The sequence below is a fragment of the Bradyrhizobium sp. Bra64 genome (genome assembly GCF_024519875.1).
Lineage (GTDB): Bacteria > Pseudomonadota > Alphaproteobacteria > Rhizobiales > Xanthobacteraceae > Bradyrhizobium > Bradyrhizobium japonicum_G.
This window is the reverse complement of the sequence record NZ_JALJRD010000008.1, coordinates 164,198-191,184: the sequence shown is the minus strand read 5'-3', so window position 1 is coordinate 191,184 and position 26,987 is coordinate 164,198. Positions and strand designations below refer to the sequence as shown.

The 26,987-nt window shown below is 58.8% G+C and carries 25 protein-coding genes, 2 tRNA genes and 1 pseudogene; 22 read left to right on the top strand and 6 right to left on the bottom strand.

Translation table 11 applies throughout. The features are described from left to right. Positions 1-81 precede the first annotated feature (81 nt). The 15 genes from NR187_RS23295 to NR187_RS23225 all read left to right on the top strand — a co-directional run bounded on the left by NR187_RS23295 (position 82) and on the right by NR187_RS23225 (position 17,751). Complete coding sequence (locus NR187_RS23295; protein WP_256807806.1) at positions 82-1,779, top strand: methyl-accepting chemotaxis protein; 1,698 nt, start codon at positions 82-84, stop codon at positions 1,777-1,779. Positions 1,780-2,041: 262 nt separating this feature from the next. Then, a complete protein-coding gene (locus NR187_RS23290) occupies positions 2,042-2,755 on the top strand; it encodes a class I SAM-dependent methyltransferase (protein WP_211386873.1) in 714 nt (237 codons plus the stop codon). 102 nt (positions 2,756-2,857) lie between these two features. Next, the gene (locus NR187_RS23285) at positions 2,858-4,696 is read left to right on the top strand and encodes a PQQ-binding-like beta-propeller repeat protein (RefSeq protein WP_211386874.1); all 1,839 of its coding nucleotides are present in this window, start codon (positions 2,858-2,860) and stop codon (positions 4,694-4,696) included. An 81-nt stretch (positions 4,697-4,777) separates the two neighbouring features. After that, a complete protein-coding gene (locus tag NR187_RS23280; protein WP_211386875.1) occupies positions 4,778-5,191 on the top strand; it encodes a GFA family protein in 414 nt (137 codons plus the stop codon). 381 nt (positions 5,192-5,572) lie between these two features. Beyond that, positions 5,573-6,499 (top strand): trypsin-like peptidase domain-containing protein, encoded by a 927-nt coding sequence (locus NR187_RS23275; protein ID WP_256807804.1) that lies wholly within the window; start codon positions 5,573-5,575, stop codon positions 6,497-6,499. A 242-nt stretch (positions 6,500-6,741) separates the two neighbouring features. Continuing rightward, positions 6,742-7,080 carry a hypothetical protein gene (locus tag NR187_RS23270; RefSeq protein WP_256807803.1) on the top strand — a complete coding sequence of 113 codons (339 nt, stop codon included), beginning with the start codon at positions 6,742-6,744 and terminating at the stop codon, positions 7,078-7,080. 62 nt (positions 7,081-7,142) lie between these two features. After that, positions 7,143-7,481, top strand: coding sequence for a hypothetical protein (locus NR187_RS23265; RefSeq protein ID WP_256807802.1), 339 nt, complete (start codon positions 7,143-7,145; stop codon positions 7,479-7,481). 1 nt (position 7,482) lies between these two features. Further along, on the top strand, positions 7,483-8,136 hold the full coding sequence (locus NR187_RS23260; RefSeq protein WP_256807801.1) for a hypothetical protein: 654 nt from the start codon (positions 7,483-7,485) through the stop codon (positions 8,134-8,136). Between the two features lie 2 nt (positions 8,137-8,138). Beyond that, positions 8,139-9,374 (top strand): AAA family ATPase, encoded by a 1,236-nt coding sequence (locus tag NR187_RS23255; protein ID WP_256807800.1) that lies wholly within the window; start codon positions 8,139-8,141, stop codon positions 9,372-9,374. Positions 9,375-9,864: 490 nt separating this feature from the next. Continuing rightward, positions 9,865-10,734, top strand: coding sequence for a hypothetical protein (locus NR187_RS23250; RefSeq protein ID WP_256807799.1), 870 nt, complete (start codon positions 9,865-9,867; stop codon positions 10,732-10,734). Positions 10,735-10,850: 116 nt separating this feature from the next. Further along, positions 10,851-11,318 (top strand): hypothetical protein, encoded by a 468-nt coding sequence (locus tag NR187_RS23245; RefSeq protein WP_256807798.1) that lies wholly within the window; start codon positions 10,851-10,853, stop codon positions 11,316-11,318. Further along, a complete protein-coding gene (locus NR187_RS23240) occupies positions 11,315-11,896 on the top strand; it encodes a hypothetical protein (RefSeq protein ID WP_256807797.1) in 582 nt (193 codons plus the stop codon). The genes NR187_RS23245 and NR187_RS23240 overlap by 4 nt, the downstream gene beginning before the upstream one ends. After that, complete coding sequence (locus NR187_RS23235; protein ID WP_256807796.1) at positions 11,896-12,654, top strand: HK97 family phage prohead protease; 759 nt, start codon at positions 11,896-11,898, stop codon at positions 12,652-12,654. Before NR187_RS23240 ends, NR187_RS23235 begins: the two co-directional genes overlap by 1 nt. Positions 12,655-12,859: 205 nt before the next feature. After that, positions 12,860-13,222: a hypothetical protein gene (locus NR187_RS23230; RefSeq protein WP_256807795.1), complete on the top strand. Its 363-nt coding sequence runs from the start codon at positions 12,860-12,862 to the stop codon at positions 13,220-13,222. A gap of 1,193 nt (positions 13,223-14,415) precedes the next feature. Further along, positions 14,416-17,751, top strand: coding sequence for a hypothetical protein (locus tag NR187_RS23225; RefSeq protein ID WP_256807794.1), 3,336 nt, complete (start codon positions 14,416-14,418; stop codon positions 17,749-17,751). A gap of 339 nt (positions 17,752-18,090) precedes the next feature. Here the strand turns inward: NR187_RS23225 and NR187_RS23220 are convergent, their stop codons facing one another. Both NR187_RS23220 and NR187_RS23215 read right to left on the bottom strand, forming a co-directional pair. Further along, positions 18,091-18,936, bottom strand: a complete 846-nt coding sequence (locus NR187_RS23220) for a hypothetical protein (RefSeq protein WP_256807793.1) — start codon at positions 18,934-18,936, stop codon at positions 18,091-18,093. A gap of 70 nt (positions 18,937-19,006) precedes the next feature. Next, complete coding sequence (locus NR187_RS23215; protein WP_256807792.1) at positions 19,007-20,260, bottom strand: DUF2939 domain-containing protein; 1,254 nt, start codon at positions 20,258-20,260, stop codon at positions 19,007-19,009. Between the two features lie 467 nt (positions 20,261-20,727). On the opposite strand from NR187_RS23215, the gene NR187_RS23210 reads away from it, so the two are divergent. Continuing rightward, positions 20,728-21,225 (top strand): hypothetical protein, encoded by a 498-nt coding sequence (locus NR187_RS23210; RefSeq protein ID WP_256807860.1) that lies wholly within the window; start codon positions 20,728-20,730, stop codon positions 21,223-21,225. Here the strand turns inward: NR187_RS23210 and NR187_RS23205 are convergent. Continuing rightward, entirely contained in the window at positions 21,188-21,454 is a 267-nt protein-coding gene (locus tag NR187_RS23205) for a helix-turn-helix transcriptional regulator (RefSeq protein ID WP_256807791.1), read from the bottom strand. The genes NR187_RS23210 and NR187_RS23205 overlap by 38 nt on opposite strands. A 71-nt stretch (positions 21,455-21,525) precedes the next feature. Between NR187_RS23205 and NR187_RS23200 the strand changes: the two genes are divergently transcribed. The 3 genes and pseudogenes from NR187_RS23200 to NR187_RS35025 all read left to right on the top strand — a co-directional run. Then, positions 21,526-21,825, top strand: a complete 300-nt coding sequence (locus tag NR187_RS23200) for a hypothetical protein (RefSeq protein WP_256807790.1) — start codon at positions 21,526-21,528, stop codon at positions 21,823-21,825. Positions 21,826-21,886: 61 nt separating this feature from the next. Next, positions 21,887-22,072, top strand: a complete 186-nt coding sequence (locus NR187_RS23195; protein WP_256807789.1) for a hypothetical protein — start codon at positions 21,887-21,889, stop codon at positions 22,070-22,072. After that, positions 22,053-23,117: pseudogene (locus tag NR187_RS35025) on the top strand (recombinase family protein); the annotation flags it as partial. The gene NR187_RS23195 and the pseudogene NR187_RS35025, both read left to right, overlap by 20 nt. Positions 23,118-23,685: 568 nt before the next feature. Here the strand turns inward: NR187_RS35025 and NR187_RS23190 are convergent. Continuing rightward, positions 23,686-23,760 (bottom strand) — tRNA-Thr (locus NR187_RS23190). 168 nt (positions 23,761-23,928) lie between these two features. Next, a complete protein-coding gene (locus tag NR187_RS23185) occupies positions 23,929-24,405 on the bottom strand; it encodes a hypothetical protein (RefSeq protein ID WP_256807788.1) in 477 nt (158 codons plus the stop codon). Positions 24,406-24,687: 282 nt separating this feature from the next. On the opposite strand from NR187_RS23185, the gene NR187_RS23180 reads away from it, so the two are divergent. Continuing rightward, positions 24,688-25,173: a hypothetical protein gene (locus tag NR187_RS23180; RefSeq protein ID WP_211386877.1), complete on the top strand. Its 486-nt coding sequence runs from the start codon at positions 24,688-24,690 to the stop codon at positions 25,171-25,173. Between the two features lie 43 nt (positions 25,174-25,216). Then, positions 25,217-25,744, top strand: coding sequence for a hypothetical protein (locus NR187_RS23175; protein WP_256807787.1), 528 nt, complete (start codon positions 25,217-25,219; stop codon positions 25,742-25,744). Positions 25,745-25,866: 122 nt separating this feature from the next. On the opposite strand, the gene rlmB is transcribed toward NR187_RS23175, so the two are convergent. Further along, entirely contained in the window at positions 25,867-26,697 is an 831-nt protein-coding gene (gene rlmB / locus NR187_RS23170) for a 23S rRNA (guanosine(2251)-2'-O)-methyltransferase RlmB (RefSeq protein WP_256807786.1), read from the bottom strand. A 206-nt stretch (positions 26,698-26,903) separates the two neighbouring features. Here rlmB and NR187_RS23165 point away from each other — a divergent pair. Further along, positions 26,904-26,986, top strand: a tRNA-Tyr gene (locus tag NR187_RS23165). The last annotated feature ends 1 nt before the right edge of the window (position 26,987 follow it).

Sequence of the window (26,987 nt, the reverse complement as noted above, 5' to 3'; positions counted from 1 at the left end):
CCGGGGCATTTGGCATCAAATCTTAACGTCCGCTGGTTCCAATGCCCGTTGCTGGGATTATGCGTCGGCGGAACGGCTGTGATGAGCTTTTTGAACAATCTGAAGATCGTGTGGAAGGTCGCGCTGATCGTGGCCGTGATGGGATGCGCGCTCGTCGCCGTCGCCGCATTCGGTACGCGCCAACTCTCCGCGACCGTCGACGGCTTCGCCGAACTCTCCGCCTTGCAATCCTCGGCGCTCAACCTGACGCGGGCCCAGCGCCGTGCCGAGACCTATCATGCCGCGCTCTATGCGGTCTTCACCGAGGCGACGGAGGCGGGCAACGCCAACCGCCTCAAGACCGCGGCCCAGAATCGTGACGAGATCAGTCAATTCCTGGCCGCAGCGGAGCAGGACGATCCGGCACGCGCAAGCGACATCAAGGGCATCGGCGACCAGCTCAAGGGTGTGTTCAGCGGTTGCGACCCGGTGCTCCAGGCCGGCTCGCAAGCGAGCAACCCGGAAGAGAACGCAAAGGCCGCCGCCCGGGCGCACAAGGAGTGCGATCCGTTGATCGACGCGGCCTTGGCGCGCATCGTCAAGTTTACGGGCGAGACCGCCAAAGCGGTCGCCAAGCGCAAGGAAGCTATCGAGCGCGACGCCAAATCCGCGACCTCGACCGTGATGGGCGTCAGCGCCGGTGGCCTGATCGTCGGCATCGCGATTGCACTGTTCATCGGCCTCAAGGCGATGTCGCAGCCGATCGCCCGGCTCAAGCTTGCCATGGAGGGGCTCGCCCGCAACGATCTCAAGACCGAGGTGCCCGAGAAGGGCCGCGGCGACGAGATCGGTGACATGGCCAGGACGGTCGAAATCTTCAAGACCAACGGACTCGAGGTCGAGCGCCTCAAGGCCGCGCAGGTCGAAGTTGAGAAACAGGCCGCCGAGCAGCGCAAGCGCGACATGGTCGACCTTGCCGACGGCTTTGAGCGCGCGGTCGGCGAGATCATCGAGACGGTGGGCTCGGCGTCCACCGAGCTCGAGGCATCGTCCTCGACACTGGCCACCACGGCGCAGCGCGCGCAGGAACTGACGTCGGTCGTCGCGCTCGCCTCGGGTGAAGCCACCGGCAACGTGCAGTCGGTTGCGACCGCCACGGAAGAGCTGTCCTCCTCCGTCAACGAGATCAGCCGGCAGGTGCAGGAATCCGCGCGGATGGCGGGCGAAGCCGTCACCCAGGCCCGCACGACGACGGAGCGCGTCAGCGAGCTCTCGGTCGCGGCGACGCGCATCGGCGACGTCGTCGAGCTGATCAACACCATTGCCGGCCAGACCAACCTTCTGGCGCTCAATGCCACGATCGAGGCGGCACGTGCCGGCGAGGCCGGCCGCGGTTTTGCGGTCGTCGCCTCCGAGGTGAAGACGCTGGCCGAGCAGACCGCGAAGGCGACCGGCGAGATCAGCCAGCAGATTTCCGGCATCCAGACCGCAACCCAGGAATCCGTCAACGCGATCCGCGACATCTCCGCGACCATCGAGCGGCTTTCGGAGGTGTCCTCGACCATCGCCGCGGCCGTCGAGGAGCAGGGCGCTGCGACCCAGGAGATCTCGCGCAACGTGCAGCAGGCCGCGCACGGCACCCAGCAGGTCTCCACCAACATCACCGACGTGCAGCGCGGCGCGGCCGAGACCGGCTCGGCCTCCTCGCAGGTGCTTTCCACCGCCAAGATGCTGGCGACCGACAGCAACCGGCTGAAGGACGAAGTTGGAAAATTCCTCCGCACGGTGCGCGCCGCGTAGTCTGCGCGGCGGCGGCCATCCGTTGCGCCGGCAATAGCTACCGCGCCAGCAGAAATGCAAGCGCGATGACGAGCAGCACGGCCGTCATGATGATGGCCGTCGCCGCGCCAGCGGCGATCCTGGCCTTTTCTTTTGTTGTGGTGGGGCGCATGTGGTCCGGACGAGACGGGTGATTTGAGCGAGTTCGCTTCGGACGATTTCGGACAGCTCGCTTTGCCTGTATAGTGCGGCTGCGCCGGAATTTCGACTCGCGTCCTGTCCAATGACCGCCAATCGTCCACCCGTGCTTGCCCATGAGCGGTTCGTCGCCGACCGCGACAATTTCGCGGGCCTCGATCTCGCCGCGCGGTTCGAGCGGATCGAGCGGACAAACCTGTGGGGCGCGGCCACTTCGGTGTCGGGCCTCGGCTCGGAGGACTGCGCGACCGCCGCGATCGGCGAGGCGCTTCCCGCACTGCTGCAACGGCTCGGCGCGCGCTCGCTGCTCGATGCGCCCTGCGGCGATGCGGGCTGGATCGGCCGCCTGAAGCTCGATCTCGACTACACCGGCATCGACATCGTGCCGTCGCTGATCGAGGCCAATCGCGAGCGCACGGCGCGGGGCGAACTGGCCGGCCGCTTCCGCGTCGCCGACATCACGCGTGATGAGCTGCCGACTGCCGATTTGATCCTGTGCCGTGACTGCCTGGTTCATCTGAGCTTCGACAACATTGCCCGCGCCATCACGAATTTTCGTGCGAGCGGCGCGCGCTTCCTGCTGGTCACGACGTTTCCCGAATGGACCGGCAATCGCGATTGCGAGGACGGCGACTGGCGTGCCTTGAACATGGAGACGGCGCCGTTCAACTGGCCGGTGCCGCGCGAACTGATCAATGAGGGGTGCGAGGAGGGCGGCGGCGGTTGGCGCGACAAGAGCCTCGGGCTTTGGCGGCTCGATGAATTGCCCGATCGCGTCCGCATTGCCACGGGGATGTGACGGACGCAGGCGGAGCCTCCGTTGCTTCGGCGATCGCCGCTGCGCTACACTTTGGATTGCATCAAGCCGTCTCGCGTTGCCGTGACGATTCCGGAGCACACCATGAGACCGAGTGTTGTGGTCGTGGCCATGCTGATCTGGTGCTGCGCGCCGGCACTGGCGCAGCAGGACGGCGGCGCGCTCTACGCAAGCCATTGCGCCCAATGTCACGATGGCGGTGATGCCCAAAGCCGTGTGCCGACCCGCAGTGCCATGCAGGCGATGTCGTTCGATCACGTGCTGGGGACACTGACCTCCGGCGGCATGGCGGCGATGGTGAAGGAGCGCAGCGACGAGGAACGCCGCGCGATTGCTGCCTTCGTGACCGGCAAGGCCGCGACCGGCGGCGTCGCAGCCGACGCGGCAGGACGCTGCACGCAGCAGGTCAGCTTCTTTCCGCAACCGCTCGATGGTCCACGCTGGAACGGATGGGGCGTCGATGCTGCCAACAGCCGCTTCCAGCCGTCCGACATGGCCGGGTTGACCGCGGAAGAGGTGCCGCGTCTGCGGCTGAAATGGGCTTACGCCTTTCCCGGCGCCTCGGTGTCTTTTGCGCCGCCGACCATCGTCGGCGGCCTGCTGTTCATCGGCGGCACTGACCGCAAGGTGCACGCGCTTGACGCGCGAAGCGGCTGCACGCTGTGGACGTTGGCGACCGATGCCGCGGTGCGCGCCGCGATCAGCTTCGCGCCGGTTCCCGGCACCGATCAGTTCGCGATCTTCTTCGGCGATTTGCGCGCCAATGCCTATGCCGTGAACGCGCTGACCGGCGCGCTGATCTGGAAGACGAAGGTCGAGGAGCATCCGGCCGCGCGCATCACCGGCGCGCCGACGCTGCACTCCGGCGTGCTCTACGTGCCGGTGTCCTCGCTCGAGGAGGCCGCCGGCTCGCAAGCCAGTTACGAATGCTGCACCTTCCGCGGCAGCGTGGTGGCGCTGGAGGCCGTGACCGGCAAGCTGGTGTGGCAGGCCTACACGATCCCCGAGGTGCCGCATCCGACCGGCAAGAATACCAGAGGCACGCAGCTGTTCGGCCCGTCCGGCGCCGCGGTATGGTCGGCACCGACGATCGATCCGAAGCGCAACGCCGTCTACGTCGCGACCAGCAATTCCTACTCGAATCCGCCGGCCGCAACCGCCGATGCGATCCTCGCGTTCGAGCTTGCGACCGGAAAGCTGCTCTGGAAGCAGCAGGCGACCCCGAAGGACGCCTTCATCGTGGCGTGCTATGCCGCGGACAAGACCAATTGTCCTGAGGATCACGGGCCCGATCACGATTTCGGCCAGTCGCCGATCCTCGTGACCTTGCGCGACGACAGGCGAGTTCTTGCCATCGCGCAGAAGTCCGGTGTCGTGCATGCGCTCGACCCTGACGATGGCGGCAAGATCCTGTGGCAGACGCGGATCGGGAAGGGCGGTGCGCTCGGCGGCAGCGAATGGGGCTCGGCCGCCGACCAGGACCGCATCTATGTCGCGAACTCCGACGTGCGTTTCCTGCGCGACGGCACGCGGCAACTGGATTCTACACAAGGTGGCGGCCTGTTCGGCGTCGATCTCGCCAGCGGGAAAATTGCGATGGAAGTGTCTCCCGTCGCCTGCGGCGATCGTCTCCAATGCAGCCCCGCGCTGTCGGCGGCGGTAAGCCTGATCCCCGGTGTCGTGTTCTCCGGCGGCGTCAGCGGCTTCCTGCGCGCCTACGCCACTGCCGACGGCAAGCTGCTGTGGGAGTTCGATACCGCGCGAGACTATACGGCTGTGAACGGCGTCCCCGCTCACGGCGGCGCGATCGACGGCCCCGGGCCGATCATCGCTGGCGGCATGCTCTACACCAATTCCGGCTACGGCCAGTGGAGCGGTGTTGCCGGCAATGTGCTGCTGGCGTTCGAGGTGGGGAAGGAGTGAGGGCGAACACCGTCCCGGATTTGCGCTCCGCTCCATCCGGGCTGAAGCACCCGTCGGCCAACGAACGAGGAAGGAGTTTCGATGATCGACGCCCGATGCAATTGCGGCGCTCTTGCGCTGTCGCTTCCGGGGCCATCAAGCCTCGTCGTTGCCTGCCATTGCATTGACTGCCAGCGACGAACAGGTGCGCCGTTCGGTGTCGGCGCCTTCTATCCGATGGAGGCCGTCACGATCTCGGGAACGCCGAAGGAATACGTCCGTACAGCCGCAAGCGGCGGCAAGGTTCGCAACTATTTTTGTCCCGACTGTGGTTCAACAGTCTATTGGAAGGCCGATAATCTGCCAGCGATGATCGGCGTTGCGGTCGGCGCGATCGCGGCTCCGAACTATCCGGCTCCCATGCGATCGGTTTTCGAACAGTCGAAACATGTCTGGGTGGAGATCACCGGCGCTCTGCATCTCCAGCAAAGCAGCGCGCCGAAGACATCGGAATGAGCGTTGCGGGTCAAAGCTGGTGCCGGCTGAGGGGATTGGTCAGCTTAGCCGACAGGAATTACCGGGGATTGTGAGCTTTGGAGTTTGGACGGAAGCCCGTGCTGAAGATTTAGAACCGCCGAACCGGCCGAGGGGGCACGGTTAGAGCCGATTCTATCGCTCTTAAAACGTTCTGATTTCGTCATCTGTTCTGTTCTCTTGGGCGAGGAGCGGTTTTAACCCTGGACGTCAAGTCACGGTTGTGGCGTGATTAAAGGGCAATTCTGGGTCCACTCACGGGCCAAGGAAATCTGCTACGTCCGTTAGATGTTGCGTCCCGAAAACCCTAGTTGTAGGCGGATTTCGGGAGGAACGACTTACAATAGCTGGGTACCTTGCGGCATGCCTCACCTTGGTCAATACGCCCCGATTCTGAAGGCTGTCTTTTTTCTGTATCCGGACCGGGCTTCCGCCGAAAAAGGCGTCAAGTCAGGCGGTACCGGATTTCTACTTGGCGAAGAGATGAAACGCGTGCCGGGCTATGCGCACATCCACGCCGTCACAAACTGGCACGTTGCTGTTTGTCCTAAAGACGGCCCTCCATCGCCGGTGATTAGAATCAATCGGAAATCAGGAAAACCGGACATTTTCGAGTTTGATTGTACTGAGTGGATTTTCGAGGGCGGCGGTCCGGACGTAGCGATTTCACCGCCCGTCACCGTAACTGATGAGCACGATATCCAGCTATTGGATGTGTCGTCGTGGGTTCTGACGACGGCACAGGAAATAAAGGACGCCGTGGGTCCGGGGGACGATGTATTCATGCTCGGGCGGTTTGTAGACTACGATGGAGTCGAGACTAACCAGCCAGCAGCAAGGTTTGGGCACGTCAGTATGATGGATGCAAGGATCGAACAATCGACCCACTACAAGGGGCGTTCGATAGTGCTGGACATGCACAGCAGAAGCGGGTTTTCCGGCAGCCCTGTTTTTGTCTATCGAACTATCGGATCGCATTTTTTCGAGCCGCAGCCGGGGAAAGTTTTGACGGGCGGCGGTCACTATATCAAATTGCTAGGTATCCACTACGCTCAATTCCCAGAATCATGGGAATTAAAAGCTAAACAGACTACATCGACGGTGACGCAAGCAGTTCTTCAAGCAGATAGCCACTATGTCGAGGGCCTAAGTGGCATGACCTGTGTTGTTCCTGCTGCTGACATCATGAGGATTTATAACCGTCCGGAGCTTGTCGCGATGCGAGAAATGAGCGAGCAACACAATGAGCGGTTGGGTTTGGGTGGATTACCTAATACACCTGAATCCTGAGCATGCTCGAAAGCGTCCGCTGCGATCACTGCGAAGAAGAGTTCGCACCAGATGAATTGATGGTTCTTGCGCCACCGGCCGGTGACGGAGAACTGATCTGCGGGCGATGCGTCGAAATCATGCTTCGTCGAGCCATTGCGAAGCTACCGCGCGACAATTGACCCGTTTTACATATCGCATTCTGTGATTCCGCCCGGCAGCGCACGCCGGGTTTTTTGTGCGCACAACCTAATAAGGAAACTATGTCCGACAAGATCGACTTTATCAAATATCTCACCTCGACACTCACTGCCGCCTCCACAAAGCTACTTGCCGCCAATCCAACCGACACCGCCAAAGCCGGCCGCCTCGATCAGATTGTTCGAACGGCCGAGAATATCTCAGATGGCTATTGGCTAAGGATCGCGCCTGCTTATCAATCGCCGTGGCCGATTGCTCCTGAGTTGTTTCGCGCGGTTGGTCAGTTGAATGCGAACATTATAGCGGGCCAAAGCGTAGCCAATTTTGACGCCTACATTGCGTTGCTCGTAACTGCGTTGGGTACGACCCCGGCGAAACGACAGCCACAGCCGTCCGAATAATTGCGCAATACGGCCCGTCGCGTTTTAGCGGCGGGCTTCCATCTCAAGAACAGAAGCTAGAAATGATGCTGAACGAAAAAAACGATTGCATTGAATCGATTGTCAAGACCTTGGAACGTACATCAGCTTGGCGTCGGTCGCTCACGGCCCGCTGGCCAGATGATCCCCGAAACGCTCGCGCCGCCGCTTGGCTGGACGAACTAGCCGCAGGCATTGTCGATTTGACAGATGCACAATGGGAAGACCTGAAGCCATACTATAGCTGGGCATCAGAAGTTTGGAGAAACGGTCTCAATCAGTCGACGAAGCAGGTTGGTTTCTATCATCGCTCCGGTGATCTGGCCTTCTTCATTGAAGCGCTAGTTCACAACCTGTCGCCTTTGAGCAGCGTTGCTGCCTAAAATGGAATCGATTTTTGACGACACGCTGCCAACAGCGGAAGAAGTTGAGCAGGAGTTTCAGGAACGAGCCGGTGACAAGGCAGCCGCAATCAAGTGGCTAGCTGAACATGGCGTCAACACAACGCCACCGCCGCAAACCGCGCTCATTCAGTACGGCGTGGTGTGGACTCCCGAAACTGGCCGGTACAGGTTTGTAATCTACGGGTCAGAACATGTCGGGCCGAAGCACCCGCATGAGTTGGCCGTTCCTATTGTCGAGAACGGGACATTCATCGATCTATTAGTGATCAGTGGCGAATTGCATTTCGCATCCGTCACGTGTCGGGCGGCCTGGCTTGGTCGCGAAAACCTAACGCTACCGGTGGTTCGGCTCCACGCCCAGCCGATGGATTGGCTTAAGGCTGGCTGTACCGGCGCTTGTCACATCGCGCCGATGAGCCGGAAGGCCCTCAACGAACTTGCCGGCGCTGGCATCATCGAATGCAACAAGATCGAAACAGCGTTAGAGGCTTGGGATTGGGCATTTGGAGCAGACGACGCCGAGTTGGCTAGGTTTGAAGTGGACGACAAATGTGAGGCTATCGAGGCGTACTACGAACGCCAAGTTAGCTGGCACGCCGAACTTGTCACCGCGAAGATGAGAAGGGAACGCTAGTGGTGAATCTAGCCGACATCCATCCGCGCCTCGCTGCCGAAGTCGAGGCGGCGAAAGCTGAAATCGATGCCCACGCCAAGGCTGCGAACGACAACCAGCGAAAGACGCTGCAGCTACCCGAAGCCGTCAAAGGAGACCAGAAAGAGAGGTTCCAAGTAACATGGTTTGATGACGTAGACCAATCGACAGCGAAGGAGGAAATCCTTCAGGGCGTTTTGGGCGCCGGTGAGTTCAGCTTGTTCGTGGCCAAACCTGGGACTGGCAAAAGCGTGCTGGTGGGAGACATTGGATGCCACGTCGCAGCCGGCAAGGCGTGGCACGGCCGCAAGGTCAAGCAAGGTCTCGTCGTTTTCTTCGCTGCAGAGCGCAAGAAGCTAACGGAGAGGCGCGTCGCGGCATGGCGCAAGACGCACGGCGTCTCTGGCATTCCGTTTGTTGTTGTCGGCGGGAAGCTTGATCTTACGTCAGGCGCGATCGATGCTAGGGCGTTGGCAGCGACCATCAAGGGTTTGGAGGAAAAGAGCCGTCACAAGTGCATTTTGATCGTTCTCGATACCGTCACTCGTACCTTTGGACCCGGCGACCAAAATCAGTCGAAGGATATGCAGCGATACGTTGCCTCTGTTGACGAACTGACGCGGGCCACCGAAGCGCACGTTGCCGCTATCCACCATTCCGGCTGGGAAGGTGATCGCGGTAAGGGGGCTATCGACCTTGACGGCGCAATTGATGTGTCGTTCGGCGTCACGGTTACTGGGTCGGGGCCGTCTAAGGTATTCACTCTGGCCTGCACGGGTTCGAACGACGGGGAGGAGGGGGCAGTGACTTCCTTCCGCCTCGACTCGGTTGAACTTGGCACCGACACGGATGGCAACGTGACCACCGCACCTGTCGTCGTCCAGGCTGGTGCCTTGCCGTGCAAGACTGATGGGTCAAACCTCAAGGGAAACGCTGCCAAGGCGCTGGAGTCTCTTAGGGTGGCTATCGGGGCAGACGGCGAAAGCCCGCCAGCGGGCTCCCCTGGCTTTCCAGAGGGTGTTCTGGCGGTCACGCGGGACGCTTGGCGTAATCGGTTTCTTGCCGACGCATGGGGTAAGGAGCCCAAGGCGGCCGAAGACACGCTCAGCAAACGATTTCGTCGGGCTGTTATTGAGCTTACCGAAGGCAATAACGTCAGCTCATTGGGCCAATGGTTCTGGCTGGATAGCCGGACATTGGCGGACATGTCCGGACATTGAGTTTTTGTCCGGGACCATTCTACCGGACAGGACAGGACAGGTATCTATTACCTGTCCTTATGTCCGGTGGTTTGATTTGAATATTATAACGCCGAACGTGGCCGGGCCGGCTCCACCAAAAGCGATCATCGGCCCGCGCATCCCTTAAGCCGTGGGCACAATCCAAAAGTGCAATCGGGGTCGATTTTTGCCAGCAACTGCGCTACAAGGGTCGAATTGCAAAAGCTTGAACAGTCTAGAAATCTGTCGCGAAATTCACTACACCTACCAACGTTGATTAATTGATTTCGCCGCCATAGCGGCCCGGGGACACTAGCAAGCTAACCGTTCGGACAGCGCCTCGCTTGGGCGAGCGCTTTGCCGCGCGTTGAAGGAGACACAACGCACGCGTTGGCGGGCGATGGACTGTTTTAATTCATTGCGCCACGACATGCCGGAAAGGCAGTGGGGATAATCTGCCGGATTTGCCGGCGCTATTGTGAGGCCATCAGTGACACCAACCGAATTTCGAACATCCTACGATGAGTGGAGCAGATCAGCTCCCGCCAACGATTCAGACATTCTCACCGACAAGCGGATCGCGGAGCACCCCCGCCATGCCGGGATGTGCGACGATCTAAAAAGCATGCGGGCATGGCGCGAGATGAAGGAATCGCACGACGCATTACAAACGAACTTCATTCAACCCGGCAGGGACGATGAGATTTTTGAAGACGGTTTTCCGACTGTGCGAGAGTATGATGTCGAAAGTGAGTGGGAATGCCGGCCGACAATCGGCGAGATAATGCGCGCTATCCAGGGAGTAAAATTCACGGTTCGTTTCGACCGTATCCAGTCGACTGGCACTGATGGCAGGTTGACCTACCTGAAACGAGAAAAGGTGATTCCAGATTTGATGGCTGCCGAAAACGAGGGGCTTATCGAGTTCGGAGAGGAATACGAATCGAAACTATTTTCTGGCTTGATGAGGCCAATTGTCAGGATAGGAAAGCTTCGGTTTTCGCAGGCTGATGGCAGTGACACCCGGCCAAGAGCGTCACTGACAAGAATTGGATGGGTCGCTCCTCAAGAGGAGCCCGGAGATGAGAAGGGAGGATCGGAGAGCTTTCACCGACCGCCAGACCGCCAGCTTCTCGACCCGCTAGAACGCTTGATCGCAATGGAACGAGCCGTGGCGGCTAACGACAATATGCAACCTGCGCACAGGAAGGTTCTCGATATAGCAATTACCGCTCGCAACTTTGGGGAGGTCGGTCAGGCTTTCGGATACAGCGGAAAGAATGCGGAACGCAGGGGAAAGCGCCTCGTCCAAGAAGCCGCTAAGGAACTTTCACTGATTCTGGAGAGGTGTGCCGCCTGATGTCCCTTTATGCGACTTGAGCCCGTAAGTAAGTAGGAGCCTCACAGCCCCACAACTCCCAAGCAGCCCGTGACCCCTCGCGGGCTGCTTCTTTTTCGGCCTGCTGGAAAGGCCAGATGCACACTCACAACGAGGACTTCATGCAAACTTACCCGACCGGCGTTGCCGCAAAGGCGACCGGAACGCCGTTGGCGACGCTGCAACGGTATCTGCAACGCTCTCACATCACTCTACAGCCCTGCGACGTGCCGTCCCGTGGTTGCGGCGAGAACCGCGGCTACTCGCTCCGGCGTCTCATACAGATCGCACTAACCACGGAGCTAACCCGGCTAGGCATCGCCCCCTCCAGAGCCGGCAAGGCCGCTTTCGAATTCAGCGACAAGGGGAGCACCGGCCGCCCTGTGGGGGAACTCTATCCTCTAGGCCAGACGCTGCTTATTGGGCTTCACGATGGAAAGAGCAAGGTCATCTGCGTCCCGCCCGACAAATCAATTAGCGATGTGCTGTCCAACGATAGCGCGGCATTCATCTGCGACTGCGGGTACGTCGTCGCCAAGGTTCTATCCAATTTGAGCAAGTCATGAAGATTCCCAAACCCACTGAACTCCATCCGCTGATCGCGGAACTCGAAACTAAACGAAATGCCCTGCATGCCAAAAAAACAGCCAAGGTAGCGGAAGCTGCCGCCATTCGCTCTCGCGTCCAAGAGTCACCTAGCAACGGCAATGCTGCAGAAAACAAGGTACGAGCAATCTTGGGCGAACCGCTGCTTCCCGATAGCGCGCCCGATATGCCGCGCCTTGAAGCGTTGCTCCTAGAGTTGAACACCCTCAACACAGCATTGGGCCAGCTCGATAGCAAAATTCAGAAAGAGCGGAACATCGGCTCTCGATTGGTATGCGAAGCCACCCGGCCGGAAGTGACCAAGCGGGCCAAAGCGTTCGCGAATGCGCTCTTAGCCTTCCATGCAGCACACTTGGAATATGACCGCTACTTCGATGAAATCGAGAACACCGGCACGAACGTATCCAGCCTGAATAGAGTATTTCTCACGCACATCGGTTCACCTCGCGATCCATGCGGTGGGTACCACTACAGCCTGCGTGACTTCGTCGACGCTGGAATCATTTCGCGATCAGATATGCCGCAGGTTATTCGTTGATGATTACTATCGATTCCGCCGATCTTCGCGCTTTAGCCCGCAGCGAGGCGCGGGCTTGCCGTATCCAATGCGGCGGCGCCATGAACGCGATATTCGACCTGGTCGATGACCTCGCTCTCGATGGTCAATTCGTGGCGTTCAACGTGCCGTTCCCGTACAAGAGCGATATCGTGATGCTCAAGCCCGGGTGCTTCGGCAACGTGGCTAAACTACGTGTCGGCTTCTGGGTTGATCACGAAGGTTCAACGGAAGTTGGCAGCACGGAAGATTCGCTTGAACTGATGATTGATGACGACGGCGCTCAGTTCCGCCTTGACCTTGCGCGTTGCAAGAATGGCCATGTTCTCGCGCGAATGTGTGAAGTGGACAACCGCTCGGCTATGAGCCATGGCTCAGACATCCTCGCAGAGCATCGTGAGACGATCGCCGGTCAGTCAGTTCGAGTGATCACGCGAGCGCGTCTCAGGGAGATTACGCTATGCAAGGAAGGCGCGGCTGGCGAAAACGCTTTCGCGATGGTTGTCGATAAGACTGTAACACCGAAGCCGGTAGCTGGATCGCGATCGTTGTTCTTCAACACCTCTCGTACTCTTAGCAAGGTTTCCCGCACGGTACGTAAGCTCAAGGCAAGTGTTGCGGCAACGTATGGTGATCGAGAGCAAAGGCGCCCAGTCAGGTGGCCTACCGTCGAAGAATCCAACCAAGCCCAGACGGCGGAGGTTGAGCGGCTCCAACAGCAAGCAAGAGCGAGCCTGTAGCTCGGCTTGCTGCGGCTGCGTTCCCTGTCTGGTTTGAACGGGCTCCCGACAGGGGCGCGCCGCGAGTAATCCCTAGGGGTAGGGGCGGGTCAAAAAGGCCCAAAATGACTAACCCAAAAACCGATATGGGCCAACACGTGCACTCCCGCAATTCAAACTTTTTCAAAATCAAGGAAAATCAATGCCACGGGCACGAACACCGCTCATGAAGGCGGCAGCCACTGGCCGAACCGCCCATGACCCTAAGCGGTTCAAGCTGAGACGCGAACCGGTGGTCACACAACCTCTTGGCTCGCCACCAAAGTGGATGAAGGGGAAAGGCCAGATTGAAGCATGGAATACGTTCGCGAAGGATTTGCCGTGGCTGAATCGATCGCACCGCGCATTCGTCTCGATCGCCGCAGAAATGCAGGGCCGCATTATCGTTGGGGAGGAGCTTCCCGTTTCTGGCTACAATCTTTTGCGAATTTGCCTAGGGCAACTCGGAGCTACGCCAACCGATTCAAGCAAGGTGTCTCTGCCGGACGATGAAGCTAACGAGTTCGACCCGTCCAAAAAGTATTTCTAACTCATATTCATAGGACTCCCCTCAAATGGGCATCTCTATAAAAACAACTTCCCTTGCGGTTTCAGCGGCAGCGCCGACTCCTTTGGTTGGCGCGAACAACGATCGAAAGCACCTTTGTATCGTCGTGAATGGCGTGAACCCATGCACGATCAAGTTTGGTTCCGCGCCGATTAGCGCTACGGATGGCATCAGCCTTGATGGCGCGAGCGCATCAGGCGGACAGGGCGGCTCCGTCTGGTACGGCGAACTCGACGCGCCAACCGATCCGGTTTTCGCTTGGTCGACCCTGGGCACGACAGTCAGCGTTGTGCAGGGGACTTAACGCGGGGATTGGAAGCCCGGCTGAACCGGACCTCCTCTTTTCGTCGGCAACTCACTTCGGGTTGTGATCTGCCCACACGATCAGGCGCCAGCGAATTGCACCTTGCGCTGGCGTGTGAGAGTGGTGCCCCTGCGGCGGCAGGGTATGCCCAGTCGCAATTCCGATCTCGCGGTGACAACCCATACAACGGTAAATCCCTGCAAAGGGCGCTGCGTTACCGGGCGAATGATCACCATCGAATGAAGCGTCGTTACTTGGGCTCAGGTATTTGCTCTCTTTATACAAAGCCAAGCTCAGTCTCCGTCAGTCAGACCGGACTTGACCTCTCGGGCCTTACCGAATGTAATGCTGTTGCTGCTAACATCAGCGTTTGGCCCGCAGTCCGGAAGGGTTGCGCGGGCAAATCGGGGCCGCCAGTCGCAAGCTGGCGGTTCCCCCCGATTCGTCACGATCAGTGGAACACGTTTCCCGGCGTGCAACCGCAAATAGCGGAACCTTATCCCAGCTATTCACAGGCCCTTCCTGTGGACAACTCATTGTCGACAGGCTCACCGCGCCTCTTCTGGCGCGAAGGATTTTTCATGAACTCAAAACAGAAGGCTGCGCTTGCATACTGGCAATACGTGGCAGGGGAAAAACACGGCGGCGACATAGCCGACTCTTTCATCAAACAATTCCCCGACGGCTTTGATGATACGCAGTGTGCGAAACTAGCCGCAGACACTAAGCGGCACCTAGCGGACGCGTTGACTATCATTCCCAGGCGGCATCGTGACGAGTTCTCGATTGGATACGGCGTAGGGATACATTCGGCTATTTCAAAGCACCGAGCACAATTGATTTTAAGTGCCGTACACTAGGACAAAAAGTAGTGGCGAACGAAGTTATAAGGCGCTTGACCATCAGCGCCACTTCTACCGGTATCGACGAACAGACCGGGAAGCTCAACAAGCTGTCTGATGCAAGCACACAGCTTGCAACGGTTACAGACATCAATGCGAAGCGAGCCCTTTCCACGGAATTCGCCCTCGCCAAGTTGACCAACACTATCGACGGTGCGGCTGCGTCGCAGGCCAAAATAGCCTCCGGGACGCGCACACTCAATGATGCCCTTGCGCAAGGGTTGATCACTCAGGCGAAGTACAACGAAAATCTCGCGCTTCTCAAAGAGAAGTACGGGGAGGTCGGGGCAGCCAATGACCATGCCAGACAGGGATTCAACAAAACCGGCATTGAGGCCGCGAGCGTCGCGAACCATCTGAAGCAGGCCGCAGAGGCCGCCTACGTGCTGTCCCCCGCGTTCCGCGGGCTCGTGAACGCTGGCGTTGCCACTGGCGTAACAGCGATCGGCACCGCAGCCGCGGCCACCACGACGGGCATTCAAGCGCTTGGCGTGGCCACCGTGGTCGGCGCGGCGTCAATCGCCCGGCTAGGACCGGCCTTCGCGCCCATCGCCGGGGCGGTTACCGCAACCGGTACAGCGATGGCAGGGTTTTCGGGCTTCACCGGGCTAGCGGGTGGCGCCGTGTTGGGATTGACCGGCCGCTTGCTCTCGTTTGGTGCGGCGATGCTCAGTGTTGCCGGGCCAATCATGTTGGTGCTGGACGCAATCAAGCTAATTGAATTTGCGTGGTCATCTGCCGGCGAGAAGCTAGAGCAGTATAGCACTATTTCCAAGGATGCTCTGTCTGTTGGTGTCACGCCAGAGTACATGCAGCGCGTCGGCAAGAGCTTCGAAGATGCAGGCGGAAAGATTTCGGACGCCACAGACCTTCTGAAGAAGTTCTATGCGGTGAGTGCCGACAAATTGGGCGGTAGTGATCTTCAGAAAAAGATAGATGCCCATATCGACGCTGACAACCTCGATACGAACACGGGCGTTGACAAATTCAGTGATGCGATCGGGACTGAAGACAAATACCGCGCCGTGTTGTCTCTGCTTAAGCAGATGACAGACGAGGGCAAGAAGCTTGCTGCAATCGATATTGCATCAACGTTCGCCTCTCCCGATCAGCTTGAAGCGTTCCGTCAGAACAGTGATTACTTCCTGCAGATGCAGGAAGCGGCCGACAAGATCGCGGCAACGAAGCTTGTAAATCAACAGGACATAGACGACGCGACAGCGCTTAAGAACCGCTATGACGACGCTGTCAAAATTCTGTCTGAGCGTTGGATTCCATTTCAGGACACCATCATTGCAGGCGGGATGGAGCTTCACCGCGTGTGGGTTGGCATCGTTGAGTTGCTTGCTTCGGCGGTAACGTCGATCACGAACTTTGCACTCAAGATTGGGCAAATCATCTCTGATATTCCGGGGCTTGTCGCCGGGTTGAAGATGATGGGTTCTGCCGCCGCTAATATGATTCCGGGGGTCGCTGGCGTAAGAGCGGTATACGGTGCGCTGAATCCGGCTCCCGCTACTGTTTCAAGCGGATTGTCTGATGCTCAATCCCGTCTAGCCTCCGGCCTGTCGAGTCCTAATGCGGTTGCTGCAGCCCGAAATCAAACGAACGGAATTTCGGACTTTCTTCGTAAGGACTCTTCACACGAAATCAAGACAGCTACCGCGGCGACACAAGAATATACCGACGCTGTCGACCGTGCGATAAACTCGCTGCAGAAGCACAACTTGCAACAGCAAGCGGACGCAAAGGCTGTTGGCCTTGGCTCGGGCCAGTTGGCTCGCTTTAGGGCAGAAGCCGCAGAGACTGCCGCGGTATTGGCAAACGGCGGCAAGGAAACGGAAGAACAAGCTGCCAGATTCGCCAAACTGAAAGACGCCGCTGCTTCGGCAGCCGTAGCCTTGGAAAAGGCAAAGCTCGCATCTGACATCAACCGCGGCAAGCAGCTTATGTTTGCCTCTGCAGAAGATGTGAAGATTGCCAACCAACTGAAGGGCATCTACGGCGACGACATTCCGGCTGCGCTGAATTCAGCGGAGGCGGCTACTATTCGTTGGCAAGACGCCATGAAGGGTGTTGTTGACGATATCAAGAATGCTGCCGGTGCCTTCGCTAACAATTTCGTAAGCGGGATCATGAGCGGCAAGAACGCCATGGACGTTCTAAAGAGTTCCGTGAACGATCTTGGTAAAAGCCTCACGTCGGCCGGCATCAACAATATCATCAAAGACCCGACTAGCCCGGTTGGCTACATCGAAACCGGCATCGGCATCATATCGCAGATGTTTGGTGGAGATGACGGAGAAGCGGAAAAGAAGCGGCAGCAAGAAGCCGAAGACCGCGCGAACACTCAAAGACAAATTGATGAAAAGAAGCGGTCATATTACTACGCCACGCAAGAGGCGAGTATCAACACCGACACCATCAAGGGCCAGCTACAGGTATTCGACCTTGAAGCTCAACGGCAACGCGCCGACGAATTCAACGCAGGCGGATACGCGATTGTAGAGCTTGAAAAGAAGCTGGCGGCTGATCGACAGGCCATCGTCGACAAGGCTAACAAGGCCGTCATCAAGTCGTATCAGGACTTTCTCGACTCCGTAAAGACCGGAGACCTGTCGACGCTATCGCCTGAAGATCAGTTGAAGTTCGCACAGAACAAGTTTTCGACTGACGTTGCAAAGGCAAAGACCGGGGACGAAGACGCGATCAACAGCGTTACCAAGGATGCACAAGACCTTCTAACGATTGCGAAGGCGTTCTATGCGTCCGGCACCGGCTACGGTGATATTTACGACACCGTGACCAAGACCATTCAAGCGATGGTTGATGGTGGGAACATAATTCAAATTGCTCCCGACGCTGGCGCGACAACGCAGGCTGACAACAAGACGCCGCAAGAGTCGTATAACTCGGCCGTATCGGCCGCGTTGAACTTCGCCAACAACGACTCGGGTGCGCAGAGCCTGCTTGGCTACGCAGGCGGTGGCGTGGTCGCAAACGGAACGCGGGGCGTCGACAGTGTGACGGCGCAGCTTGCAGGCGGCGAGTTTGTTACTCGTACGGCTGCAGTTAACCCGGCTACGATTGGTGCGCTCTCGTACATCAATCATACCGGACGCGCTCCTAAGCAGGACAGCAACGCCGAAATTGTTCGCGTTCTGACTCAAGGGTTCAACAACCAAACGTCTGTGCTCGCTGACAAGCTCGATAGCTTGGCTGAGCGAGTGAAGCGGGTTGAAGACGCGACGCGACAGAGCAACACACAGCGGCGTGTGCCGGGTTCAGATAGGAAAGCGGCTTAATTACGCAGTACTGGGGTCGCCGGGTATAGTTAGAAATGGTGTGTTGATGTAATGACAAATGTGATTTGAACTTGACCCCCGCCACGTAGCACCGCGTGGCGGGCACGAGCCTCAACGGGCTCACACCGACCGAGTTTGCAACCCGCCCCACTCAGGGGCAGAACCAGAACAGACTCTACTTATAAACGAGGGCAAACAGGGGAGCAGGTCAGCTACGTGCCCCGCGGGGCGACTGCGCAGCCCGTCATGGCGAACTGGATGAAAGCGCCCCCTCGCGACAACGTGACATCCTATCAAGAAGCCGACGCAGGGCTAGGTTTCGATAGGATAAGCAAGCGCCTAACCTTTCAGTTTAAACGGGCGTGGATCACTTCCTATGCGCCAGATAATGGTGCGGCCGCCGATTCCAGACGCGGCCGGAACTGAGGCGGTCATCTTTGATGCCGAAGCAACAAGGTCACCGGCGAGTGAGATAGAGTTTTCAACGGTGGCGTCGCGCACTTTTGGAAAACTGACGCGCGGGAAGTCTCCCACCTGATCTTTCGTCGTCTGGCTGACTGATTGATCGTTAATAGTTGGAAGCACGTGTAAGCGGAGGTAATCACCCTCACCGCAGAGTATTGGTTCTGCGATATCGTCGAGTCCGAAGACTTCGTTTAGCTTGTCAGTTGTTATCAATTGCTTCAGGTCGGCGCTTGAGGAAATCTCTATTGTGCGCACGAATGCTTGTGCGGTTTCCGGATCGTATGATGCAATCACAACAGACGAACTAAACCCCTGACCGGATATTGCCGGCGACCAATATGGGTTGGTTGTGAAGTACGCAATCAGCGCGTCAATGCAGCGCTGGGCGAGTTCTCTGGCGTTCAGCTTTCTTAAGTCGACATCCGGGGCCGTCTCCTCAACGAACGTCCTCGCTATTTCTCCAATGTCCAGTTCTCTTTGAGTAGATGCAACATAGGCGCAAATGTCGTGAACATGCGCGTTGATCGCGATCGGATAGAATCCGCGGCGGCCTGTTACGGCAACCAAGAAGCGGTTTGGCTTCGACGGTACCAATACCTTCTCTGCGTCGTCACAGTAGATGTCCTGGCCGAGAGTCTGACGGCTATCGGACGCTATAGTCAGGCCGTCTTGCGATGCAGCAATAACAATGAGAGTTCCGTCAGATGAAGGAGTCATCATGCGTATTACGTTCTCCATTGCACGCGCTGGTATCGTCGCTGTGACGGCGCAGGCCGCAATGAGCAAAATCTTACTGGAAAGTCTTTGAGGTGCCATCTGCGAACAAAATCTTTCGTACTGCGAATCGCGTTTTTAGGTTCGCGAGCTGTTCGTTCTTGAACCTGTTGTGGTCATCCATGAACTGGTTGTACTTTAGTTGCCCCGTCCAGTTGTAAGTAGAGCCGCTGTTGATTACGTCGTTAATAGCGAGTTTGCTGGAGATAACTTCGTTGTCGAGAAGATCGGTAAACGTTAGTACGCCGTCAAACGCGCGCACCTGCTTGCCAGACCGGTTGACGATGGAGAGCTCAAACACGATTGCCGCTTCGTAGTCGTTATTTCTAACGTCGGCTTGCTTGAAGCGCTTCGACTGCATTGAAACCGTAATCGGAGGGGGCTCACTATCGATAGCCGCAGTCTTTGGCGCGGTCGAAGTTGATAAAGTGGCGCCAGCTAGGTTTGATGGAGTTTTATCAGATTTGAACACGTCATCTGGCAGGATGACATGAGTAAGACGCCAATCTCCGCCCCATGCGAACTCAAGTCCGATAGGGCTATGAATGGCTGGGTCATTCTTTGGAAGTACGTCGACCCGGAAACTGAATGGACTGCCGGCGAAGAAAGCGTATTTGACCTGATCCCATTGTATTCGACGAACAAGACTTGCTGATTTGTCGATGCCTTCGGGTGTCTTCTCCCCTGTTGGTGACTTGTCGGCTTCTGACCGAGCCAATGCAGCAACAACTTGAGGCGTAACGTAACCATCAATCATTTGATTGATTACGGCTGGGCCAAGCACCGCTGCTAAGCCGGTGGCCGTTGCGTTGCTTGCGTCCTTGCCTCTAACGTTTTGCAAGAGTTGTGCATTCAGGTCGCCGCGCAACCCCTGCCGGAAAGTGGTCCAGTCGACGCGTTTCTGGAGCGTCGACACGTCGCCATCGCGGGCCGCTTGCATCAAGCTAAGGACCGCATAGTAAGGCCATGCAACCCATGCCAGTGCGAGTAGGACCAACCCAGCCATGATGGTCCCAGACCATCCGCGGCGCTTGCGACGAACGGGCGGCTCTGCAAGGTCCCGGCTGCGCGTAAACAACGGCGCTAGGGAAGGCTCTTTGGCTGCCTCCATCCATTCGGAGGAGCCCTCTGCGAAAACTAGGTCACTAGGCAATATCTGGCCACGCTCGACCATCTGGGCGACCGCAGGCCGATTGTAAGGCCCGTAAACCTTCGAATCGACATTGGCGTACCAACGCCGTTCGGGCTTAGGCGGTAATATATCTGACATGAAAATGATCCCCAGCCCGCGGGATTGTTTCGCAACCACAGGCTGAAGGCAAGTAGGCGTCGCGTCTCGTACCGAAGACGGCTACAGAATTCGCGATCAACCTAGGTAATTTACCGAATTTGGCGACGCCAACGCTCTTGCGGCCAACTCTTTCGCGCCCCAATCTTCTGCCCGACGCCGGGCGCTAGCGAAATCGAGAATGAAGGGCGCAATCTGCCGCGAACAGGGAGTTTGGGAGAGTGGGACGCTTGGAAAAACCGACAAGGCTTTTAGGCTACGCCGAACCGAGTGCGGCTCGCGGACTCACCTTCAGCCGCCGTCATCTACAGCGGCTGGAAGACGAAAAACGATTTCCTAAGCGAGTTGAGCTAGATGAAAATAGAATAAGGTGGATAGAGACCAAAATTTGACGAGTGGCTTTCGGCAAAGATAGCGGCAGGGAATGTTTGATCCCGAAAGCAGGAGACATGAAAGAGACTCCCGCTCCCCACTGGCCACGCGGGCTCAACCGCGTTCAAGCCGCAACCTACGTCGGGGTGTCTCACGCCATTTGGGATAGGATGGTTGCGGCCGGCGACATGCCGCCGCCGAAGCGAGTGTACGGCCGGACCATCTGGGACAGGCTGGCCGTAGACAAGGCGTTTGAACTTCTGGAAGGCGGGAATGCGTCGACCGATGATGGCGAGGAGCACATTTATGAATTCGCGGCCGGCCCGCCGATCAGCGAGTGGCCGATAGAGACGCGCCCGTTGCCGCACCTTCAAGAGCGAGCGTTGGCTCACATGTACGAACACGGCGCGGGCCAATTCTTTCGCGCCGAAGGTTGCGGCCCCAAGACATACGCGGCTCTGGCCGATCTGGGCCTGCTAGAAGTGGTAGGTGAAAGGGAGCGAGGGAAGCCAGCGTACCTGCTTACTAAGATAGGGCTCAAGAAGGCGAAGTACCTAAGGCAGATAGGCCGCTAGTCTTTGCCTTCTTCAACCGCACGCCCGGGCCTTCGCCGTTCTCTTCGATGAAGAGAACACCGGCGCCTTCCAACGCAACGCGCATGGCAGCAAGGTTGTTGGGGCCAGGTATTCTGCGTCCCTTCTCAAAATCGCGGACTGTGCTTTCGCTTAGATTGGAGCGCTGTCCTAATTCCGATTGAGACCAATCAACGAGTCCCCGGGCGGCTCTGGATTGTGCAGGCGTCACTTATGTCTCCCATTGTTGGTTACCGTCTATCACAAACGATTTTCGTTGACATCCCATAAGATTCGCGGTTTATGTTTATCGTCAACGAAAATCGTTTATTGGGGGAATGCATGAAAAGCGTCACTGCACTGGCCGCGCAACGGAAGCATTTGCTGGATGATTTCAACAGCAGAGGACATGACGACGAAAAGGTTGATCTGCCTCAGTTCGAGAAAATGAACGCCATAGAGGCAATGATTGCCCGGGCGGAGTTCGATACGATCGCGAGTAAGCTGGCTGGTTTGAAAATTCTCTTGGAGAATGACGACGGGCCAGACTTTGTGGACAATTTCAAGCGGGACTTGTTTTTGCGGATGCAGACGTTCGCGTAAGAGTTTTCGTCAAAAGCCGTCAGCGATTTAGCGGGCGGCTTTTCCATTTTGGGGAGAGAAATTGCAGACAATTGCTAACGATAACATTGCCCGTCGCGGATTCTTCGCCGAAAAAATTGCGCTAGCGCCGGATGACGCCGGCACAGAGGCTGCGTTGAGCGGTTTCATCGTTGCCTTGGCCCGCAATCAAGCGCGTATCGACCACTTGGAAGCAACCGGTGCTGCAAATGACAACACAATGCACTAAGCGGGTCGCCATCTATTCGCGCTATTCGTCGGACCTGCAAAACGACAGGTCGATTGAAGATCAAATCGCCGCCTGTGAGAAGTTCGCAGCACGGCAGGGTTGGAGCGTCGCGGGCAATTTTTACGATCGGGCCGCCTCTGGCGCTTCGCTATTTGGGCGCCCACAGTTCGCCAAGATGGTGAGCGAGGCCCACGCTGGTGCGTTCGATATCATCTTGTCGGAGGATTTAGATCGTCTGTCGCGGAGCCAATCGGATATCGCTCAACTTTTCGAGCAGATGAACTTCGCTGAGATTGAGATTCATAGTCTCGCCGATGGCTTGATCAATGAAATGCACATCGGTGTGAAAGGTACAATGAGCGCCCTGTTCCTGAAGGGGCTTGCCCAGAAGGTTAGGCGAGGACTCGGCGGCGTGGTGCGCCAAGGTCGAAACCCCGGTGGCGATCTGTACGGATATACGCCGCGGAAGGGAGAGCCCGGAATACTCGATATCAACCCTGAGACTTCCGCGGTCGTGAAGCGCATCTTCGAAGAGTACGTGGCCGGTTCGTCTCCGCGCGTTATAGCCGCAGGATTGAATGCAGACGACATTCCAGCTCCGCGCGGCGGCAAGTGGAATGCGTCCACCATCAACGGGAGCACAGCGCGGGGGCAGGGTCTCCTTCTCAACGAACGTTTCGTTGGGCGCGTGGTCTGGAACAAGCGGCGCGCCGTCAAAGACCCAAAGACGGGCCGGCGGACGACTCGCACCAACGATGAAAGCGAATGGGTCACACAGGACGTGCCGGCGTTGCGCATACTCGATGATAAACTATTCAGTGCTGCGCACGAACGCAGGCTCGCCGCAGGAACTCCCGCTGCTCGCAGGCGGCCGAAGTCGCAGCGGCTCTTGTCCGGTCTTCTTCGGTGCGGCGCCTGCGGCTCCGGTATGTCGCTTATGGGGCACGATCGTTCCGGCCCGCGCATCCAATGCACCCAGAATCGGGAAAGCGGTTCCTGCGACAACGGGGTGAGGTATTATATCGAGAAAATTGAGAGCCTTGTTCTTAGCCGGCTGCAATCGCAAATCGACAATCCGAAGCTTATGGGGCAATTCGTCGAAGCTTACCTTGCTGAACGACGGGCGCTGTCGGCCGACGCTCGACGCGACAAGGTGAAAATCGCGGCCAAGATTGCGACGTGCCAGAGGGCAATAGAGAATCTGATTAACGCCGTCGAAAACGGCACACTTGAATCAGGTGAAGTCGCGACGCGCCTACAGGCGCAGCGTTTGGAAAAGGCGCGCCTGCAACAGGAACTAGCGTCTGCCGACGAATTTGTCGCGACGAACGATCTGCACCCGACCGCGCTTCGGCGCTTCAGGGCGAACTTGGAGCAAATCTCAGGGGCCGGTGATCGGATAGACCCCCAAATTTCTGCCAGCTTTCGAGAGTTGGTGGAGAGCGTTGTGGTCATGCCTAGGAAGGCTGGGGAGCCTTACACGGTGGAGACCCGGGGACGGCTGGCGGCATTGATTGGAACGCCCTCGGGGCGGCCCGAGGCCGCTCAAGCGGCCTTATCTATTGAGGGCAAATCGACCCCAATTGGTAAGGCCGTTGTGTCGGCTAAATCGGTGGTGCCGGCTGAGGGGATTGAACCCCCGACCTTCGGTTTACAAAACCGCTGCTCTACCGCTGAGCTAAGCCGGCGAGGCTTGGAGGAGCGGGCAGGGACCGGCGTCCGCCGGGGGCTGTCCGCCCGTGCGCGCCGCAATACCAGACTTGATTGGAAAGTGCCAGAACCCGCGGTCCTTCTCATAGACAAGAATCAGGCGGCCCCGAGGGCCGCCTGATCTGTTGCGCTCGGTTCAAATCGCCTTACTGGCAGATGTGTCGGCGGCCGTCTGCGCCCTTGAACCAGGTGCCGGGCGTGCAGACGAAGCCGTTGCGCTGGGCGTAGGTGCGATTGTCCCACCCCCGATTGTCCCAGCCGCGATTATCCCACGAATTGTCATAGGCGTAGCTTTTGTCCCAGCCGCGGAATGGAGCGGTTGCGATCGCGCCCGCCGTTCCGATTGCGGCGCCGGCCACGCCGGCTGCGACGTCGGTCGGCCAGAAGCCGGTGCGGCTCCTGTTCCAGTCGTTATCCCAGTCACCATTGGTCTGGCGATAGGACACCCGGCGATGGCGATAGCCGCTATCGGCATACGGATTTCCCGGCCCGGCGTTCTGGCAATTGGCGTTGGGAAATTGCGCCACGCAGCGGCCGGGATTGGTGGTCACCGTCTGCGCCATGGCAGCGCCTGCCAGCATGGTCGCCGCAATCGCCGTGGCTCCGAGAAGTTTGATGTTCATGTTGTCTGGCTCCCGTTTTGTTGACGGGGGCTAAATACCGGGGGCCGCGGACGTTCCGGTGAAACCCGCTGATTTCCACTGCTGGATGGTCAAACGGATGTGAGCACGCGGCATTGTTCCGGCGAGAGAGTCCGGCGGTGTTAATGCTTCGCTAGTTCGCTTTGCAGCATTTGAGCGGCGTGCGATCCTTGCGCATTAGGCTTACCGGCATTTGGTGAGCAGGCCTTAACCCTCTCTGCGTCGCGGTCGGGTAGGTTGTCGCCGGATAACCGGGATCCTCTCATGCGCGCTCTGGCGCTTGCTGCCTTTGTGATCGGACTGCCAGCGACGGCGTTTGCCGGCGGCGGCTTCGATATCGTCGTTCCCGGCCGCCCGGGTGTGCCCATCATCATCAACAACATCGACGCGTCCTATGCCGTGATCGAGGGGACCTGGGGCCTGGGGAAGAACGTTCAGGTGCAGCCGACGATCTATGGCGGGCGCTATATCGAGGAGCGGCAGCCCACGGACGTCGGCCATTATTATCCGACCATGGGCCTTCGGCCCGGCTATGGCCGGCTCGAGGTCGAGCCGCCCGCGAAGCGCAAATTGCCCAAGCCCGCCGAGAGCTATCACCAGAGCTGGGGCGCGTCATCCGCGCCGCTGCCGCCGCAGATGGATGTGCCGGTCGATCCGCCGCCGGTGATCCTCGCGCCCGAGATCAACGACCATCCGCGGCGTCCTCGGCCGCGGCCGCGTGCAGAGATGCCCGGCAAGCCGCCGGGTTAAGAAACGACAAAATCCAACAAACGGAAATCAACAGGAGAGAGTAATGCGTCAGATGATTTCGGGACTGGTCGCGGCGGCTGCCGTGATGTTCGTCGCCACCGCGCCCGCCGCGGCCTGCGGCTTCAATCCGTGCCAGCCGATTGTCCCGGTCTATTCCGGCTGCAACACCGGTTGCGGCGGCTATGGGGCCGGCTACGGCTATGGCGCCTATGAGCGTCTCGCCGAGCCGACCACGCAGTATTATTACGTCAACCAGGGCCCGACCTACACCGGCCCGGGCGCCTTCGCGCCGTATCCGACCTATCGTGAAGACGCGGTCGTCGCGCCGGCCAATTACGGCTACGGCCACGGCTATGGCTATGGAAACGGCTATGGCTATCGCGCCGCCGCGGTCGCAGCGCCGGGGGCCTATCCCTATCGTCGGCCGTACTATCGTCCGTATCGCTATGGCTACGGCCCGCGCGCCGGCTATCTGCCGCGCACGCACTACGGCTACGGTCCGCGCTATGGCTACGCTCCTCGCCATGCGCCGTATTACGGCGGCCACCGCGTGCTGCGCCGCTACTACTGATCGCTTGATCGCTTGAATGACGAAACGCCCGTCCGCGCGATGCGGACGGGCGTTTTGTTTGAGATTCTTGCTTTGACGTGTTTTCCTTGCGCGAACCGGTATCCACTTCGCTCGAAAAAGCCCTACCGCTTCATCAACCCGAGGCGGCTCGCGCCGACATAGAGCGAGAGCACGGCGGCATTAGAGACGTTGAGGCTCTTGATCTCGCCGGGCATGTCGAGCCGTGCCACGACGCTGCAGGTCTCGCGGGTCAATTGCCGCAAGCCCTTGCCTTCCGCGCCGAGCACCAGCGCGAGTGGCTCGCGCAGGACGACCTCGGAGAGGTCCGCGCTGCCTTCGCTATCGAGGCCAACGGTCTGGAAGCCGCGTTCGTTCAGCTCGGTGAGCGCGCGGGCGAGATTCTGCACCGTCACCATGGGCACCAGCTCCAGCGCGCCTGAGGCGGCCTTGGCCAGCACGCCGGTCGCCTCCGGGCTGTGGCGCGCGGTGGTGACGATCGCCTTCACCGCGAACGCTGCGGCGGAGCGCAGGATCGCGCCGACATTGTGCGGGTCGGTGATCTGGTCGAGCACCAGCACCATGCCGTCCTGCTCCAAGTCCTCGATGTCGGGCGAGGGCAGAGCATCTGCCTCGGCAAGCAGGCCCTGGTGCACGGCGTCGGGCGAGAGCAGCCGGTCGATCTCCTGAGGCCGGACGATTTCGGGCGTGACGCGGGTTTCGATGTTTTCGTCCGCAAGGCGCCTTGCGGCGTTCTCGGTCAGGGTCAGCTTGCGGATCTGTCGCGCGGGATTGGCGAGCGCCATGGTGACCGTGTGCCAGCCATAGAGGATGACACGCCCGTCGGTGTCCGAATCGCGATTGCGCCAAGCCGGCCGGCCGGCCGATTTACCCGGTCTGTTGAAGGGCTTAGCCCCTCCACGGGGCCCCCTGGGGATGAATTTTCGATCCTTCATGGGCTTGCTTGTGTCATGGGTCCCCGAATATGGCAATTTGGGTGGCTTCGAAGGCGATTTTAACCGTTCGCCTCGGTTGACTTTACCCCACGGCTTCGCCGATAACCGCGCCCGGTCGCGCCCCCATCCGGGCTGTCGCGGCCTTCACGTTCCATGGCCGTCTTCGGTCCGCCGGCAAGGTCCGGCCGATTGTGCTGCCGTCGAGCGGGGGAGTGTCCCGAGTGGCAAAGGGAGCTGACTGTAAATCAGCCGCCTCATGGCTTCGCAGGTTCGAGTCCTGCCTCCCCCAC

Excerpts from the sequence above, each read along its gene's own strand:
- NR187_RS23215 (WP_256807792.1), bottom strand. The coding sequence starts at position 20,260 with ATGTCAGATATATTACCGCCTAAGCCCGAACGGCGTTGGTACGCCAAT.
- NR187_RS23175 (WP_256807787.1), top strand. The coding sequence starts at position 25,217 with ATGCGTCAGATGATTTCGGGACTGGTCGCGGCGGCTGCCGTGATGTTC.
- NR187_RS23200 (WP_256807790.1), top strand. The coding sequence starts at position 21,526 with ATGTTTATCGTCAACGAAAATCGTTTATTGGGGGAATGCATGAAAAGC.
- NR187_RS23245 (WP_256807798.1), top strand. The coding sequence starts at position 10,851 with ATGCACACTCACAACGAGGACTTCATGCAAACTTACCCGACCGGCGTT.
- NR187_RS23280 (WP_211386875.1), top strand. The coding sequence starts at position 4,778 with ATGATCGACGCCCGATGCAATTGCGGCGCTCTTGCGCTGTCGCTTCCG.
- NR187_RS23235 (WP_256807796.1), top strand. The coding sequence starts at position 11,896 with ATGATTACTATCGATTCCGCCGATCTTCGCGCTTTAGCCCGCAGCGAG.
- NR187_RS23210 (WP_256807860.1), top strand. The coding sequence starts at position 20,728 with ATGAAAGAGACTCCCGCTCCCCACTGGCCACGCGGGCTCAACCGCGTT.
- NR187_RS23220 (WP_256807793.1), bottom strand. The coding sequence starts at position 18,936 with ATGATGACTCCTTCATCTGACGGAACTCTCATTGTTATTGCTGCATCG.
- NR187_RS23275 (WP_256807804.1), top strand. The coding sequence starts at position 5,573 with ATGCCTCACCTTGGTCAATACGCCCCGATTCTGAAGGCTGTCTTTTTT.
- NR187_RS23185 (WP_256807788.1), bottom strand. The coding sequence starts at position 24,405 with ATGAACATCAAACTTCTCGGAGCCACGGCGATTGCGGCGACCATGCTG.
- NR187_RS23285 (WP_211386874.1), top strand. The coding sequence starts at position 2,858 with ATGAGACCGAGTGTTGTGGTCGTGGCCATGCTGATCTGGTGCTGCGCG.
- NR187_RS23230 (WP_256807795.1), top strand. The coding sequence starts at position 12,860 with ATGAAGGCGGCAGCCACTGGCCGAACCGCCCATGACCCTAAGCGGTTC.
- NR187_RS23290 (WP_211386873.1), top strand. The coding sequence starts at position 2,042 with ATGACCGCCAATCGTCCACCCGTGCTTGCCCATGAGCGGTTCGTCGCC.
- NR187_RS23295 (WP_256807806.1), top strand. The coding sequence starts at position 82 with ATGAGCTTTTTGAACAATCTGAAGATCGTGTGGAAGGTCGCGCTGATC.
- NR187_RS23270 (WP_256807803.1), top strand. The coding sequence starts at position 6,742 with ATGTCCGACAAGATCGACTTTATCAAATATCTCACCTCGACACTCACT.
- NR187_RS23180 (WP_211386877.1), top strand. The coding sequence starts at position 24,688 with ATGCGCGCTCTGGCGCTTGCTGCCTTTGTGATCGGACTGCCAGCGACG.
- rlmB (WP_256807786.1), bottom strand. The coding sequence starts at position 26,697 with ATGAAGGATCGAAAATTCATCCCCAGGGGGCCCCGTGGAGGGGCTAAG.
- NR187_RS23265 (WP_256807802.1), top strand. The coding sequence starts at position 7,143 with ATGATGCTGAACGAAAAAAACGATTGCATTGAATCGATTGTCAAGACC.
- NR187_RS23260 (WP_256807801.1), top strand. The coding sequence starts at position 7,483 with ATGGAATCGATTTTTGACGACACGCTGCCAACAGCGGAAGAAGTTGAG.
- NR187_RS23240 (WP_256807797.1), top strand. The coding sequence starts at position 11,315 with ATGAAGATTCCCAAACCCACTGAACTCCATCCGCTGATCGCGGAACTC.